Raw genomic sequence first — 13,808 nt, 5'->3', positions numbered from 1 at the left:
TAAAATTACTCCTTAAACTTCCGTGAAAGTGAGCTTTTCGCGTACATATTGCTCATCAATTTTAACGATTGTCTTTTGATACTGTGATAGCGTTAAAAGATCTGGGCCAAAACGCGTATCCTCTAGCTGATTAGCACGAAGAGCTGCGACCAACATCATCTGGTGCTTTTCAAGTGAATCGTTTACGTAAGAGACCACCTGTTTAATTAGGCTCTCTTCTCGTTTAGCCAAACGTTCCAAAAGAATGGCTATGTTCTGCTGTTCTGCAGTTGAGGCTTTTTGTGTATTTTTAATCGCACTGAGCTTATTTTCGTATTCAGCATCAATTCTGCGCTCTTCAGCAAGCAGACCATCTTTGGCTTTGAAGAATAGGGCTTTAGCCTTCTGGTAGTCTTTCTCTGCTTCTTGGTAATCAGGTTCACTGTCGTGAGTAATGTAACTGATCGCTATACCAATAAGATAAACAACGAAATTCATTAATACGAAAGGCCATAACTCGGACCAAATAGAAGCTTCCTCAACCTCCTGACCTGGTAGGGACGGAAGTGACGATGCTCCACTCGCAAACATCGACTCAGATAGCACGTCGTAGCGTGCATACGTTACGACTGCCAGTGCAATAAAAAGAAGAAGAGTCATAATGAGCTGCCATAGCACAATTTGACGCTTTTGGGATATCGTTCTGTACGTTGCAAATAAGGCTATGCGCTGTTTTATCAGTGCACCATGAAAGTGAGATGCAAAAGCAATAGCGAGCGCAACAAGAACAGTCATTCCGAATGCGATCCCTTCAGGGTATTTTGTGTTAAATGTTGAAAAGTTGATAAACCACTCGATAAAACCAATACCCAGTATTGAGAAGACATAAAGCCATGTACGCTTTTTGACAGGTGGCTTGCCTCCATGCTCATCGCGCATGGTTTCAAATCGGTCTTTAGCGGATAAATAGGAGGATTCTTTGTCTGCATAATGAGTATCATGCATGTAAGTCTCACGAGCCTGAGACTTCTTTTCCTCTTTTTCCTTCAGGATTTCCTGCTGCCTAGTATCGGCTCCTGATGCCATATTTTTACCAAGCTTGCCCTGTACCTTAACGATCAGGTCATTGCGGGCTGAGACCCAGCGACCGATGCGATCATTCACTGAAGTCATTGCCGCTGAAGTAATTCGGCTGGTCCTGTAATATCGATCAGTATTGATAACATTCGATGCCTTTGCTTCTTCTAGTTCCTCTGCAACAAGACGCTTGAGATGCTCCTCGTTGTGATGCCGACCAGCTTCATCTACAGGAGAATCATTGATTAGCTTTTCAAATTCCGTGGCAAAATCCACAATATCACTCCTTATTTGACAATGTATTTGTCATCAAACTTCAAAACGTCTCTGATTAACTTTTTAAAGATTAGGGGATCTCTTATTATGACTCCCATTGAAAACGTATCTCTAACTTGAGTTTGCCCCTCATCTAGTCGAGAACGTTCATTTGTGGCGTTGTCGCGCCTATCGACGGCATCAATCCCGATTGTATTCAGGTCTTTGCTTAACTTTCGAAGGTTGTTGGCATTAGGCGCAGCGACAATCACGCTATCGTATCGGCCTGGTTCAATAACGACGCCAATATCGGGGTCGTTTTCTATGTTTAAGATACTCAATTCAGACTGCTTGCAAGCATCATCAACGAGGGTGCAATCTTGCTCTCTGATGAATGCAGAAATCAGTGCTTTTGAATCTGCAGACAATATGTCCACACGGCGGTTTAGGGAATACGTAGCCGGTGCATTCTTTGCCTTAGGCTGATGTTCGCCAGCTGGTACTAACTTAATTCTTTCTACATCGACACCTTCATTGACTAATTTGGTCGCAACGCTCATTGCTCTCCTCAGAGATAAACGGAGGTTATACGACTCGTCCCCCCTACTGTCAGTATGTCCAACAACATACAGGTACCGCCCCACCTTCCCAGTGTTGAATATGCGAGAAACCGCTGCAATGTCTGACGCGGTCAGATTGTAAGACGACGCTGAGTCTGTTTGAAAAAGAATGTCATTGGTAAGTTCAGTCTTATAAAGAGTATGTGACTCTAACTTGAACTTAGATAGCGAAATTGTAGAGAACTCACTAGTAATCTCGATAATTTCAGGTTCTGAAATATTAACTTGCTCAAAGGATACTTGACGTTCAATGGCTCTAACTGGAATGGACTCCGTCACTGTTTGATTAACAGGGTATTCTGGAGTGCTGTCAGATGATTCGGCTCTTGGCGTTGATTTGCAACCCACAACTATACAAATTGCCAGGAAGAGCATCGACACTTTGAGTAGTGAATAATAAGAAGTGCGTATTTTCACGGTTCAACGTCCCTAATGAAACACAGTAGCGCTGTCTGAGTCCTTTTGGCCCTCCATGCTATTGTAGAGAGCCAGATGTGTAAAGGATTCAAAATTAAAGGCTAAATCAGTAGCAAAATCAATACTTCTTGTGCATCGCAAAGCGGTTCGAGTCGATCTTTAAAAACGCAACTTTACTGTTAGGATCTAAACTCGAATGTAGTGGTCAATAAAACCTGCTCGCGCAGAGTATTTATATTACGCTGCGCTCTAGGTCTGAACTATGCATTCCCCTTAAGGTGAATTAGATAGTTCGCTTCCTTGTATGACATAGTTTGTTGAACATGGGTTTGTATGTAGCCTAATTCTCAGCAAGTAGCTTTTCCTTAAACGCCACAAACTCTTCTTGACTAATATCTCCTTCTTTTAGCATTTCTTTAAGAGATGCCAGCTTTCCAACAACATCGTTATTATCAAGCGATTGCGTTTCTTCTTGTTTGACGTCGGGCGTTGATCTTGAAGCGTTCTCTATAGCTTCAACTAACTCACGTTTGATGTCATCTTGCTCTTGATTAACAAAATCTAGCAAATGTGATTTTAGATTTTCCATTCCTTTTTCCAAGCTTTTATTTCCCAAAAAATGCCCGATAGGTGCGGAAAATACTGCTGCCCAAAATGCCTCTCTAACTCCCCCGATAAAACCAATCAATCCACTGAAAAATATTGTAAGAAAGCAGGGCCACAGATAAGTTGAGGTTCCTGACACTTTCAGACGTTGGAGCACTCTAGTGAGGTTGAAGTACACATAATCGCCAGTGTCTAAGTTTTTTATTAGGGCGGGCCAGCCTCTGTTCGACCCCTTTTCTCCTAAATAGACAACCGCTACTTTTGACCCTTCTCTCACCCTGAAGTTTTCGGGCTGAAACGAACGCTCTTCACCATATTTATCTATTACAAACAGGGTATTCCTGATATACGACTCTGTAGTTGTTGAAGTAGAGCCGCCGTATTGATTAAAGGACGTTGAAGAGTATACGTCTTGAAATGTGTTACTTTCAGCAGAAGTTACTAATCCTGAGAACGTAAAACATTCCAATTGAGTACCACAAACTTCTATTTCGTACATAAAAAATTCCTTTTTAAGTAAGTCGTAATGCAGAGAAGGGTTGTTATAGCGCTATATCTAGCAAAGTGCAGACTGCCCTAACATTTCGAACGAAGCGTTTCAGTAGATTCAATCATTCCTCGTCGAATCATGTCGATACTGACAAGAATCGACATGATGTAATGTGTGACATTCAGCAAACTTTGATTTTGCCGAAACATAAATTCAATGACAACACGTTGTTGAATTAGACGCTTTAAAAAACCTTCATCATAAGCGTTGTATAAAGCTTCAAAGTCTTGCCATAGAAGTGAAGTGATGGTCATTTGACCTTTCTACTGAACATCCATATAAAGTTTTGAGGGGAGAATGGTTGCGAATGGTCAACTCTGCACAAAGCAAGCTTCCGACGTTTGATATCGTCTGTAGTTAAATTATTCATAACGTCTCTCTCGAATTCATCAAAGTCTCTCCATTTTTCACACAACTGTTTTCTCCTGTAAAACTGTAACCACTTTCGCCAAATATATGTCCCAGCTTTAGGGTGCTTACTGTGCTTTCTTGATGGTTTGAAGAGACTGTTCAAATGCCGCTTACTTATTTGAGGAAAAGAAGTTAACAACTTTCGAATTCTAGACTCTGCAACATATGACGCCACCCTACCTTTGGTTTGTTCGCAGACCCATTGACCTGCATCAGTGACTGATTTGAATTTGATGCCGGCGATTTTGATTGCCTTGCCAGCCCCACGGCTATGTTCGCCGCCAGGTGTCATATTTAAACCATTTGGCCATCTCGTATTGCGCTGTTTAATGAGTCTTCTTTCCAGCCATCCCAAATCCTCACCCGACAGTGAACAGCAAATAATTTGAAAGTTAAACGCTTCCTCACCATATCTCGTAATCTCTCTGGCTAGTGCTCTCGACTCACTTTTGGCAGCGGCATGCACATGCTGCGTCCATCGTTCTTTTGAAGTCACAATGGTAATACCGATGTACTCTTTACCGGAGTTCTCTGAGTAAACTGAATAGACTATTCCGTTTTTCTCGGAATGGCATTTTGGGTCACTGATTGCTTTGTCTATATCCCATCGATACTTCAACCTGCTTCGCACCAATGCCCTCAAGTCTTCTTTACCAATAGTTTTTAACAAGTGCCAAAGCGAGAGAAAACGCTTTCCTCTCAGGAGACTAAACTCTTTACCGTTGTAGTCAAAGTAACTTTCCCTGGGCCCGATAAGCTTTGCCCAATCACTTTGCATCCATTCAGCCGCCCATAGATGCACATCAGATATTGGTGAAATACTCCACTTCCGTTGTCTCTGCGAGATGGTTAGTAATCTGGCTCGAAATACGGAATATGGAACTCGAGGTCGTTCAATTGATGAGTATAAGTCGTTTATGACTGTATCCCGACCATTGAGTGTGGCTATAGTTCGTCGGACAGAAAATATTCGCTTGTACTGCATCAAATCGAGTGTGGCCGCATGTTGTGTGTTTTTTTCGGTCAGCTCACCACGGACGCACAAACGAGCCACTCTCTGCATGAACATAGGAAAGTCTACTGCGGGCTCACTAACGCTGTTATAGACTTTTCGTAGTTGACGATTATTCATGTTCGTTTCCTTTTCAACAGATAAATATGAATAACCGAAAAACCAAAAAAAAGATCAAAAAACCTTTAAAATCAATAATATGTAAACATTGACATACTTTTAAAATGGTAACTATAAGAGTTGAACTTGCTAGAAGGATTTTTTAGCAGACGATACCCAACGCTCAGGGTATTTATACCTAAGACTTTTGATTAACTGAGGAAGTACATGAAATGTGCCTCACCTTTTTTGGTGAGGCAGCACTGTCTCTGCGAATTAAGCTGCGTTACGTTTAATCACTCCCGGCAATGCAGTTGGTTTTGGTACGCTGTTGATAACTTCCATCAATCGTTCATCCAAATCACCTTCAAAGGCATTTGCGGCTATTAATATTTGTAACTTACAGAACTCCCTTCTCAACGCCGCTTGCTGTTTAAAACGCCACTCATGCCTTTGTCGAATCACATCAGACATATTGAAGGTAAAGTAGTTCTGAGCACCGGGTACAATTCTGTCATCCAGACCCTTGCAGAGGTAATCTGACAGTCCCATGTCAAAATTTAACACGGTAGAGCCTCTACCGTGTTTAAAGGCTTTTCCTTGGTCTACTTTGATATTAATTGCCGTGTCTTCACCTGACAGAACTAAATCAAGATATTGTGTTATACCGGACCTAATCCGACTAGGGTCTAATTGTTCCGCTTCAAGGACAATATGAACGTGCAGAATACGACCAGGAATCGATTTTACATATTCCCTATGCTTGGAGCGCTCAAACACCATAAAACCTCTCACAGAGCTTCCAAAGGCTTTTTGAAGCCCTCTTTTTATCTGCTGTTTGAGTTCACTGAAACCGGCTTTACAGCTGGCTGCCTTCGCTGAGGCTATGGTATTCAAATGAAGGGTCACGAAATACAGTGTATTAGCGCATACCCGCGAAGATTCGTACATCTCTTCAAACGCATAGGTTAACCTCGGCAAACAGCAGTAATCGAACGAATTGTTTCCAATAAGCTTCTCGACCTGAATTTTTTGTAATTCGTTCGCCCCTTTCTTCTTGGGATTAGCCACAGGCAAAACAGCAAAATTTATCTTTTCTTGCCTCTCGTTGAGACTTTTCCTTGAAGGAGTAAAAGGTAAGCGTTTTATCCCTTCAGAAGGGTATAGTTTACCCTCTACTGGTCGTAGGTATGTTCCATTCAACAACATCTCCGTCCTAGCCATCGCTATTGCTAGGGTTTCGATATTTGGACGTACTCTTAGAACTGTTGTTTTCGTCATTTTTCAGCGCCTCCGTTCTTATAGTTAGTATTAGCAACTTTAAGCACAGAGAAACCCTGAAAATCAGAGCGAAAAGTGTGTAAAAAACAGTAATTGATTATCACTTTTGTTCCTATATAACGTTTTAAAGGGAAACCAAAAGTAATTGGAAAAAAGGAGCGCTAGAAGGATTTCGACAATTTTTCGAAATTTAGGCTCGGGAGTTGGAGTTAACCTGCTACGGACTGAACCTCGTCGATTAGATGTTTCGCAAATGTCTCTCCGTATTGCTTCCACATACCATCTAAGTCATACGTTTTTCCGTTAAACAGGATAGAAGCGCTGTTAGGCTTGGTCGGTGATTTAGCATATCGTTTTTCGATAAACTCCCACATTTTTGTTTCATCGTGTTTATCGTGACCAGCTTTACGAGGAAAGCGACGTAATAAAACAGTGAATTTAAAGGCGCCGTACAGACAAGGGTGAATGTCGTCTTTGTAGGGCGTACGGAGCTTCAGGCGATCAAGTAAACTCTGCTCACTGGGTTGAGACTGAGAGTATTTTGTGATCATCTGCCTCAATATCTTGTCGTAGATGGTTAAGTTTACAACGATGTCTTTAAGTCTTACCTCAATATGATCCGCCGTTTCAACGTAAAATCTTAGCCCGCACTCAACCCCTATGGTAAATAAGTCCAACCTCAAAGCTTTTTCCCCAGAAAGAAGCCGATTGACGTAATCGGCCGTTAGGTAGAGAGTGATAGACCTGTCAATCTTAATTGGCGGCCTTCCTTCTGAATCCAGAAACTCCAAAATGTCTGTCATTCTGTTCAATTCTGGGATCGCTATATCACCGACGACATGACTTATGGCCTCTAAGTATCTCGTCAGATCTGTGACAGACTCTATGGGAACTCTGGACTCCGGTTGATCATCCACTTCTACATACACTTGATAATCCTTCCCAATATTTAATGCCACACCTATCAAGTGGGTATCATTGGGAAAAGATGAACTGGTGATCAAACTCTGTTCAGCCTTAACCAAACTGCTAAATTTTATATTCGACTTCAAACTTCGCCCTACTGTTAACGGAGATCCAACATCAAAAGCTGAAAATACCCCGACAGCGTTAAAAAATCATCCTATTGTGTAAAACACACAACCACCGTTGTTGTTTTTTACACCGATAAGGATACCTAAATGGAACGTTATATCGCCTATTATCGAGTCAGCACGAAAGATCAGGGTAAGTCAGGCTTAGGATTGAACGCACAGAAAAGAGACATTTCAATATTCGCCCTCAACGCCATTCCTAGCGCCGAAATCATTGAAAGCTACACCGAAATAGAGAGCGGCACCAAAAACTCGCGACAGGCGCTTACAGACGCGATTTCAGCATGCAAGAAAAAGGATGCCACACTTCTTGTTTCAAAGCTTGATAGGTTAAGTCGAAAAGTCTCTTTTATTGCCGGTCTGATGGAAGATAAAGAGTTGAAGTTTAAAGTCGCATCAATGCCAAACGCAGACAAGTTTCAATTACACATTTATGCAGCCCTGGCTGAACAAGAGAGAGACTTTATAAGTCTTCGAACAAAAGCGGCCTTGGCAGAAAAGAAAGCTCAAGGAGCAAAATTAGGCGGTCTGAGAGATAAGACTAACAAGAGAAACAAAGAGCGAATGGTTCAGGCAGACAACGATGCAGCTCGAATTTGGCCAATAATAAGATCTATGCTCCAACTAAACCTGTCGTATAGAAAAATCGCATCTTTGCTCAATAACATGGGAATTAAAACTCCTAGAGGAAATCTTTACTATGCTCAAACAATCAAAAATATAGAGAACCGAAACTTGAAGCTGATGCTTTAGTGATAGACGCCCCGCACTTCAATCGCCTTTGACGGTATCTTTGTAACGAATATTGTTTTAACTTTTCTAGGCGTAAAACACTTACAAACTTCATCTTTTTGGTCCGTTGCAGGCAACACGGCAATCATAGTCTTTTTCAGAAATTTTTACTGGCGCGACAATCGTTAATCTATATAAAACCCGTCATCGCGAGATGATAAGCATTGCGTGGGGTACTGGTTTGCTTGCAAGCAGAGTGTATGCTCCAAGTCTCGTCAGTCGAGGGACGGTGAAGTAATTGGTGGAATAATAAATGTTGCATTGTAAGTCGCACTCAACCTACTAACCTCTCCATATTGATGGCACTTGCAACGGGTAATAATCAATTATATCTTGAATATCGTAGCTCAATTTCGCCATAGCTTGATGCCCACTTTCAAACATAGTTCCGCGATTACTGTTATCGACATGTTCGTAATCTTCAAAGATAGAGTCACTCGATTGCCTCAGCGCCGTTAGCTTGTCGTTAGGGATTGGAAATAGGCTCGGATCGCTGGCCTTGAGCCGAGAGCATAGTGAATAAACGTACCGATTACGCGAGACCATCATAAGTCTCATTGCCTCTCTTTTAGCATCGGGATTGTTCGAACTAGATAAGTCGATCGTCAAAAATTCGACGGCATCCTCTCTCATTTTGCTCAAAGTTTCATCAATGCGCTCAATGTATAAATTTACGATCTGGTTCTTCATTTTTTTTATGGTTATGAACCAGCGGAGAAAAAAACCAGCGAAAAATGAGACTACTGATATTACTAACGTGACCATAGGGTATCTATGAATTAGCACCTCTAGCGTGCGCTAGAGCTTGATTATCTTTCGCTTTAATTGCATCCTCAACGTACGAGATAATCTCCTCCTTAATCGTTGGATTATCGTTACTAATAGCATTGTTAACCATGAACCTAACGAGTTCTGGATCTACATCAGAGCGAATCAAACCACCAAATGCCTCTTCTAGAAAAGAAGACCCATAGCCAAGCACTCCATCCAAATCTAATTGGATCTTCTTATGTTCTTCAATATCTGGCATCAAAACGTCTTCTCTGAATTCTTCGCCACTATTTTTCCCTAACCTACGATATCTAGGACCAGGAAAAAAAGTGAATTCAGAAACTTTTACTGTATGCATTAATTAATCCTCTGCACTCAATGGGATTGACCATCCAATAACCGTGCCATCAATCGAATGCTTATTATTATAACCTATCCCAAGACCTTTTTTGGTTGGAGTGCTTTTATATTTCCACGTTCCCTTGTTAGAAAAGATGTAAAGAGAGCTTCGATTGTTGTTATCAATGAAAGACCTTATGTCGTTCCCTCCCTTGCCTCTATGGCCCAATTCTGTTCTTGTTTCTTTGACAAGAGTTGAAGCTTGTATCTGGAAAACATCGCCATCTACAGGCGCTTTTCCATGTCCAAGCTGCCCTAAGGCATTGGTGACTTTCGATTTTATCTTCGTCAAAACGTCCGCTTTTTGAGTATGAGGCATAGTTACCGGAATTCCGTGCCCTAAATCACATATATAAACTATTAACTTTTTTTCAAGAACCGCAGTAAACAGCCACCACTCTTTTTTGGGGAAGCTTCGGTTCGTTCTAATTGTCTTATCATACGCGTGCTCCGCAGCATTAGCCATTGCTTCAACACCTGCTCTGAAAAGCTCATGTGTATTCACACCATAGGGCTCAAGTTTTTGTATAGCAGCTCCTAACAAATCACTATCAACTTTTTCAGACTGTGCTGTTGCCCAACAATCAACATTAGGAAGCTCTTTGACTTTAGGTACACTTACACCAATCAGTGAATAAAACTTTATCTGCTTTAATACCGCTTGAACGACACTTATGTTTTCATGATTGACTCTGTCGGGCTTCTTCGGAGGGTGCGCAACAATAAAGGAGAGCTTAGGATATTTGACTTTCAAGCTATCCGTCACAGCATACAAATAAATGCCGCCAGACGCCGAAATTCTTGTTGTATGTCTGAAGCACAAACGGACCGGTAAGTCTCGATCATGTGAAACTTTAGCCGCTTTTGTTAATTCCTTAATAAACGTGACCGTTTTTAGGTGAGCCTTTCGGTTGTAAAGGTCTAAACCCTCTGGCGCTTGAACAAAAATATGTTTTCTCGGCGCACTACGTCTGGACGGGTTTTTTCGTGATGAAGTGCTTACTTTACCTTTTCTCTTTAATACTTTTCGGATTTTTGAGGATAGCCTTCTATTCGCTCGCAATTGTGAGGCGATCAGCTGAGCCTTGGATTTACTTTTTCTTTTCATAGATAAGTGTTAATTCCTTTTGCCACTCCATCTTGCCCTAAAGCAAACGCTAAATATACTTGTATATCATCAGGAGGTGTCACGAACAGTGTCACGACTTACGTCAATTATTTATTTCACATATTTACAACCTTATGTATCTTATATAAAAAATATCAAATTACAAAGTTAGTGGCACTTCCCGCCAGCTCCACCAATACCAAGAAGGTGAACTGATATCAGTTCACCTTTTTTTGTGGCTGCGCCATAGACTGCAAACCTGGTATGGCAGCCAGGTAATCGCTGTATCGCTCCCGTCTCCCCGTCAAACGATAACGCTAGTCGTTATTCTTAAACCACACATTTCATTCACCCCAGTAAAACATAGACGATTGTTTTTTCATGATTTCCGCCTTGAACGTTTTCTTACTCGGTTGCGCGGCCATGCCATAGCAGACATGTAACGGGATTAAATGCTCTTCTCGCGGGTGACAGAATCTGGCACCTGGCGCAGAAGCCCAATTCGCAAGCTGCGCTTCTCTGGTATGCTCTGTCAGTGTGGTATCGCTCATGACTGCCGTCAGCCATTCGTCAAACGCGATGTTGTTATCACGTGCCTCTTGTGATGCTGGAGTGAAAAATGCAGCCATATTGTGAAACGAAAACCCAGAACCAATCACCAGCAAGTTGTCCCATTCGAGTGACTGCAATGCGTTGCCCATCCGGATATGAAGGTTTGCGTCAAGACTGTCGACCAACGACAACTGCACACACGGAATATCAGCATCGGGATACATGATGCTAAGTGGCACAAACATGCCATGATCGAATCCACGCACCGTATCCTCTGCTGCCCTGATGCCACTTCCCTCAAGCGCGTTCACAACGCGTTTCGCCAGTTCAGGCTCACCCGCTGCCGGATACTCAATCTCATAAGCCTGCCTGGCAAACCCGTTGTAATCATAAATAATCCCGGGATGGTTTCCTGAGGTGACTGTCGGCAGGCGCGCCTCCCAGTGGGCACTTATCACCAGTATCGCACTGGGTTTGCCCACGGCCAGAGCGATATCTTTTAGCGTTGCCACCATTTCCACATGATTAGGATCGCCCAATAAAGGCATGGGTCCGCCACCATGAGAAAGGTAGACAATATGTCGGTTCGCTTTCATGTTTACTCCTGCTGCTACCTCAATCTGCTTTTTGTCCACCCTACTAGCAACATAAAAAAGGATAAATGGCGTTTTTATGGAATAACTATCAATGCGATGTTGGTAATTTGCGTTGTTAAAATGGACCTGCCTGAAGCAATGAACGCGTTTATTACCGTGGTGCGGCATGGCTGACCAGAGCCGCTAAGAAATCGAAGAGTCGAGTCAACGGCTGTTACCCAATGATTTAATGGGCGACTAATCCTGCTAATTCATCAGGTTACCATCGAAAAATAAACTGCACGTTAACGCAGTGATTAATTTTCATCCTGGTCAGCGTCATGTATGATGGCGAAAGAATAATCAGAGTGGAAACGGATTTTGCTGCGTCTAATACTGCTTGGCCTCACGCTACTGACGGCATGCATGCCGGTGGCCCGGGCCTGTGAAACGCCGCTCGTGGTGTCATTTAATGGTGACTGGGAACCGTATTTTTACCACTACGGCAAACAGCGTTATGACGGTACCGATTATTTGCTTCTTCAGCGGATCGCTGAAAAGTTACCCTGCCCCGTCTCTGTGCTTTCCATGTCCGAGTCACGTTCAAAAATTGAACAGGAGAAAGGTACCTTCGACATCTGGTTGGGCGCCACGTACACCAAAGAACGCGCCACAGACTTCTTTTACTCACTACCGTACCGGGAGGAAGTGGTCGGCTTTGCCCTGACCAGTGGCAACGGCATGAGTACGGCCACCACGCTCGAACAGGTGCTTAGTGCCGGTGGCTTAGTGGGCATCAACACAGCGGGGTATTTTGGTGAAACCGTCGAGTGGTTAAAAGCCCGTTATCCTGACCAGTTCATCCATGGCTTCGCCCTCCCTGACCGGCTCAAACTAATGATTAACGGCAAGATTACTGCGGTTGTTGATGATCGCCTGGCGCTGTGTAACAAACTCAATGAAGTAAGGGCGTATGACATGATCCCCGCCTCCGGCTCGGATATACCATCTCCCGGGCCGGTCGTGCTGGCTGATGAGGTCCTGCACAGCGACAAGGTGCATTTTATGTTCAGTAAAAAGACCATCGATCAATCGCTGGTCGATGCATTCAACACTCACCTTAAGGGCGAGCTTGCCCGCAAGCCTCTGCGTATCCCGTCTCAATGTATGCCGAAAACACAGGTGGCGCGTCAGTGACGCGCTGCCTGGTATAACATTGCCCACTCGCTTTCGGTCACCGGCATAACCGACAACCTGCCGCCTTTTTTGAGTGCAATCTCCCGTACATCATCCATCGCTTTTATGGTTTTAAGGGACAATACATCGGGAAATTTTTCTTTAAATTTCACGTCCACACGATACCAGCGAGGGTTATCGGGCGATGATTTAGGATCAAAGTACGGACTATCCGGCGCAAATTGTACCGGGTCGGGATAACCGGCCCTGACAACCTCGGCAACGCCGGCAATGCCCACCTCTTTACAACTGGAGTGATAAATAAACACGCTGTCCCCCACTTTAACCTGATCACGCAGAAAGTTGCGGGCCTGGTAATTACGCACGCCATCCCAGGGTTCAGTCTGGTCAGGGCGGGACGCCAGATCATCAATACTGAAAGCATCGGGCTCGGTTTTAAACAGCCAGTAGGCCATGGTGTGTGTCTCTGTTTGCAGGATTATGTGCGGTATTTTATCGAATACCCATTGAAGTTGACCAGCACAGACCCGACATATTGTGAAAAGTGCATAAAAGAAGAGCGTGTGTTATGACAGATCCTGTACATGTGGTTTGCCCGTCCTGTCAGGCTATTAACCGGTTACCGCGTGCGAGACTGCGTGACAGCGGGCACTGCGGCAAGTGTAAACATGTCCTGTTGCCTGCCGAGCCGGTTACCCTGACCGATGCAACATTTGCGCGGTTTATTGCCAAAAGTGATTTACCCGTCATTGTGGATTTCTGGGCGAACTGGTGTGGCCCCTGCAAGATGATGGCGCCAGCATTTGCACAGGCGGCCGGCCATCTGCAGGGTAAAGTCATACTGGCAAAAGTGGATACCGAGCAGGCCCCCTCAACGGCCGGGCGTTATGCAATTCGTAGCATCCCTACGCTGATCCGCTTCGAGCGAGGCCAGGAAGTGTCCCGTCAGGCCGGCGCCATGGGCGCGGCGGATATCGTCCGCTGGGCGCAACAATGACCGGATAAGAACGGTT

Annotated in this window: 13 protein-coding genes; 3 read left to right on the top strand and 10 right to left on the bottom strand. The window is 43.7% G+C overall.

The annotated features are described in order from the left end of the window. Positions 1-12: 12 nt before the first annotated feature. From AB1N33_RS00725 to AB1N33_RS00700, 6 genes are all read right to left on the bottom strand, one after another. Complete coding sequence (locus AB1N33_RS00725) at positions 13-1,332, bottom strand: hypothetical protein (RefSeq protein ID WP_411269607.1); 1,320 nt, start codon at positions 1,330-1,332, stop codon at positions 13-15. 11 nt (positions 1,333-1,343) lie between these two features. Further along, positions 1,344-2,306, bottom strand: a complete 963-nt coding sequence (locus AB1N33_RS00720; RefSeq protein ID WP_411269970.1) for an OmpA family protein — start codon at positions 2,304-2,306, stop codon at positions 1,344-1,346. 382 nt (positions 2,307-2,688) lie between these two features. Further along, positions 2,689-3,453 carry an SHOCT domain-containing protein gene (locus tag AB1N33_RS00715; protein WP_411269606.1) on the bottom strand — a complete coding sequence of 255 codons (765 nt, stop codon included), beginning with the start codon at positions 3,451-3,453 and terminating at the stop codon, positions 2,689-2,691. Between the two features lie 301 nt (positions 3,454-3,754). Then, the gene (locus AB1N33_RS00710; protein ID WP_411269605.1) at positions 3,755-5,047 is read right to left on the bottom strand and encodes a GIY-YIG nuclease family protein; all 1,293 of its coding nucleotides are present in this window, start codon (positions 5,045-5,047) and stop codon (positions 3,755-3,757) included. Positions 5,048-5,302: 255 nt separating this feature from the next. Beyond that, positions 5,303-6,307 (bottom strand): hypothetical protein, encoded by a 1,005-nt coding sequence (locus AB1N33_RS00705; RefSeq protein WP_411269604.1) that lies wholly within the window; start codon positions 6,305-6,307, stop codon positions 5,303-5,305. 209 nt (positions 6,308-6,516) lie between these two features. Continuing rightward, positions 6,517-7,359, bottom strand: coding sequence for a hypothetical protein (locus tag AB1N33_RS00700; protein ID WP_411269603.1), 843 nt, complete (start codon positions 7,357-7,359; stop codon positions 6,517-6,519). A gap of 129 nt (positions 7,360-7,488) precedes the next feature. Here AB1N33_RS00700 and AB1N33_RS00695 point away from each other — a divergent pair, with 129 nt between their 5' ends. Beyond that, on the top strand, positions 7,489-8,154 hold the full coding sequence (locus AB1N33_RS00695) for a recombinase family protein (protein WP_411269602.1): 666 nt from the start codon (positions 7,489-7,491) through the stop codon (positions 8,152-8,154). An 811-nt stretch (positions 8,155-8,965) separates the two neighbouring features. Here AB1N33_RS00695 and AB1N33_RS00690 read toward each other — a convergent pair. The 3 genes from AB1N33_RS00690 to AB1N33_RS00680 all read right to left on the bottom strand — a co-directional run bounded on the left by AB1N33_RS00690 (position 8,966) and on the right by AB1N33_RS00680 (position 11,619). Further along, entirely contained in the window at positions 8,966-9,322 is a 357-nt protein-coding gene (locus AB1N33_RS00690; RefSeq protein WP_411269601.1) for an STAS-like domain-containing protein, read from the bottom strand. Between the two features lie 3 nt (positions 9,323-9,325). After that, complete coding sequence (locus tag AB1N33_RS00685) at positions 9,326-10,471, bottom strand: hypothetical protein (protein WP_411269600.1); 1,146 nt, start codon at positions 10,469-10,471, stop codon at positions 9,326-9,328. A 344-nt stretch (positions 10,472-10,815) separates the two neighbouring features. Then, the gene (locus AB1N33_RS00680) at positions 10,816-11,619 is read right to left on the bottom strand and encodes a DODA-type extradiol aromatic ring-opening family dioxygenase (protein WP_411269599.1); all 804 of its coding nucleotides are present in this window, start codon (positions 11,617-11,619) and stop codon (positions 10,816-10,818) included. A 360-nt stretch (positions 11,620-11,979) separates the two neighbouring features. Between AB1N33_RS00680 and AB1N33_RS00675 the strand changes: the two genes are divergently transcribed. Then, positions 11,980-12,795: a substrate-binding periplasmic protein gene (locus AB1N33_RS00675; protein WP_411269598.1), complete on the top strand. Its 816-nt coding sequence runs from the start codon at positions 11,980-11,982 to the stop codon at positions 12,793-12,795. Here AB1N33_RS00675 and AB1N33_RS00670 read toward each other — a convergent pair. Continuing rightward, positions 12,789-13,250, bottom strand: coding sequence for an EVE domain-containing protein (locus AB1N33_RS00670; RefSeq protein ID WP_411269597.1), 462 nt, complete (start codon positions 13,248-13,250; stop codon positions 12,789-12,791). The genes AB1N33_RS00675 and AB1N33_RS00670 overlap by 7 nt on opposite strands. Positions 13,251-13,363: 113 nt before the next feature. Between AB1N33_RS00670 and trxC the strand changes: the two genes are divergently transcribed. Next, the gene (gene trxC / locus AB1N33_RS00665) at positions 13,364-13,792 is read left to right on the top strand and encodes a thioredoxin TrxC (protein ID WP_411269596.1); all 429 of its coding nucleotides are present in this window, start codon (positions 13,364-13,366) and stop codon (positions 13,790-13,792) included. Positions 13,793-13,808: the final 16 nt, after the last annotated feature.

The organism is Alteromonas nitratireducens (assembly GCF_040812025.1).
Taxonomy (GTDB): Bacteria; Pseudomonadota; Gammaproteobacteria; order Enterobacterales; family Alteromonadaceae; genus Alteromonas; species Alteromonas nitratireducens.
This window is presented reverse-complemented; position numbering and strand designations above follow the sequence as displayed.

Bases quoted from the DNA above. Each gene is read 5' to 3' on its own strand.
- AB1N33_RS00710 (WP_411269605.1), bottom strand. From the start codon at position 5,047: ATGAATAATCGTCAACTACGAAAAGTCTATAACAGCGTTAGTGAGCCC.
- AB1N33_RS00695 (WP_411269602.1), top strand. From the start codon at position 7,489: ATGGAACGTTATATCGCCTATTATCGAGTCAGCACGAAAGATCAGGGT.
- AB1N33_RS00680 (WP_411269599.1), bottom strand. From the start codon at position 11,619: ATGAAAGCGAACCGACATATTGTCTACCTTTCTCATGGTGGCGGACCC.
- AB1N33_RS00690 (WP_411269601.1), bottom strand. From the start codon at position 9,322: ATGCATACAGTAAAAGTTTCTGAATTCACTTTTTTTCCTGGTCCTAGA.
- AB1N33_RS00720 (WP_411269970.1), bottom strand. From the start codon at position 2,306: ATGCTCTTCCTGGCAATTTGTATAGTTGTGGGTTGCAAATCAACGCCA.
- AB1N33_RS00685 (WP_411269600.1), bottom strand. From the start codon at position 10,471: ATGAAAAGAAAAAGTAAATCCAAGGCTCAGCTGATCGCCTCACAATTG.
- AB1N33_RS00670 (WP_411269597.1), bottom strand. From the start codon at position 13,250: ATGGCCTACTGGCTGTTTAAAACCGAGCCCGATGCTTTCAGTATTGAT.
- trxC (WP_411269596.1), top strand. From the start codon at position 13,364: ATGACAGATCCTGTACATGTGGTTTGCCCGTCCTGTCAGGCTATTAAC.
- AB1N33_RS00705 (WP_411269604.1), bottom strand. From the start codon at position 6,307: ATGACGAAAACAACAGTTCTAAGAGTACGTCCAAATATCGAAACCCTA.
- AB1N33_RS00715 (WP_411269606.1), bottom strand. From the start codon at position 3,453: ATGTACGAAATAGAAGTTTGTGGTACTCAATTGGAATGTTTTACGTTC.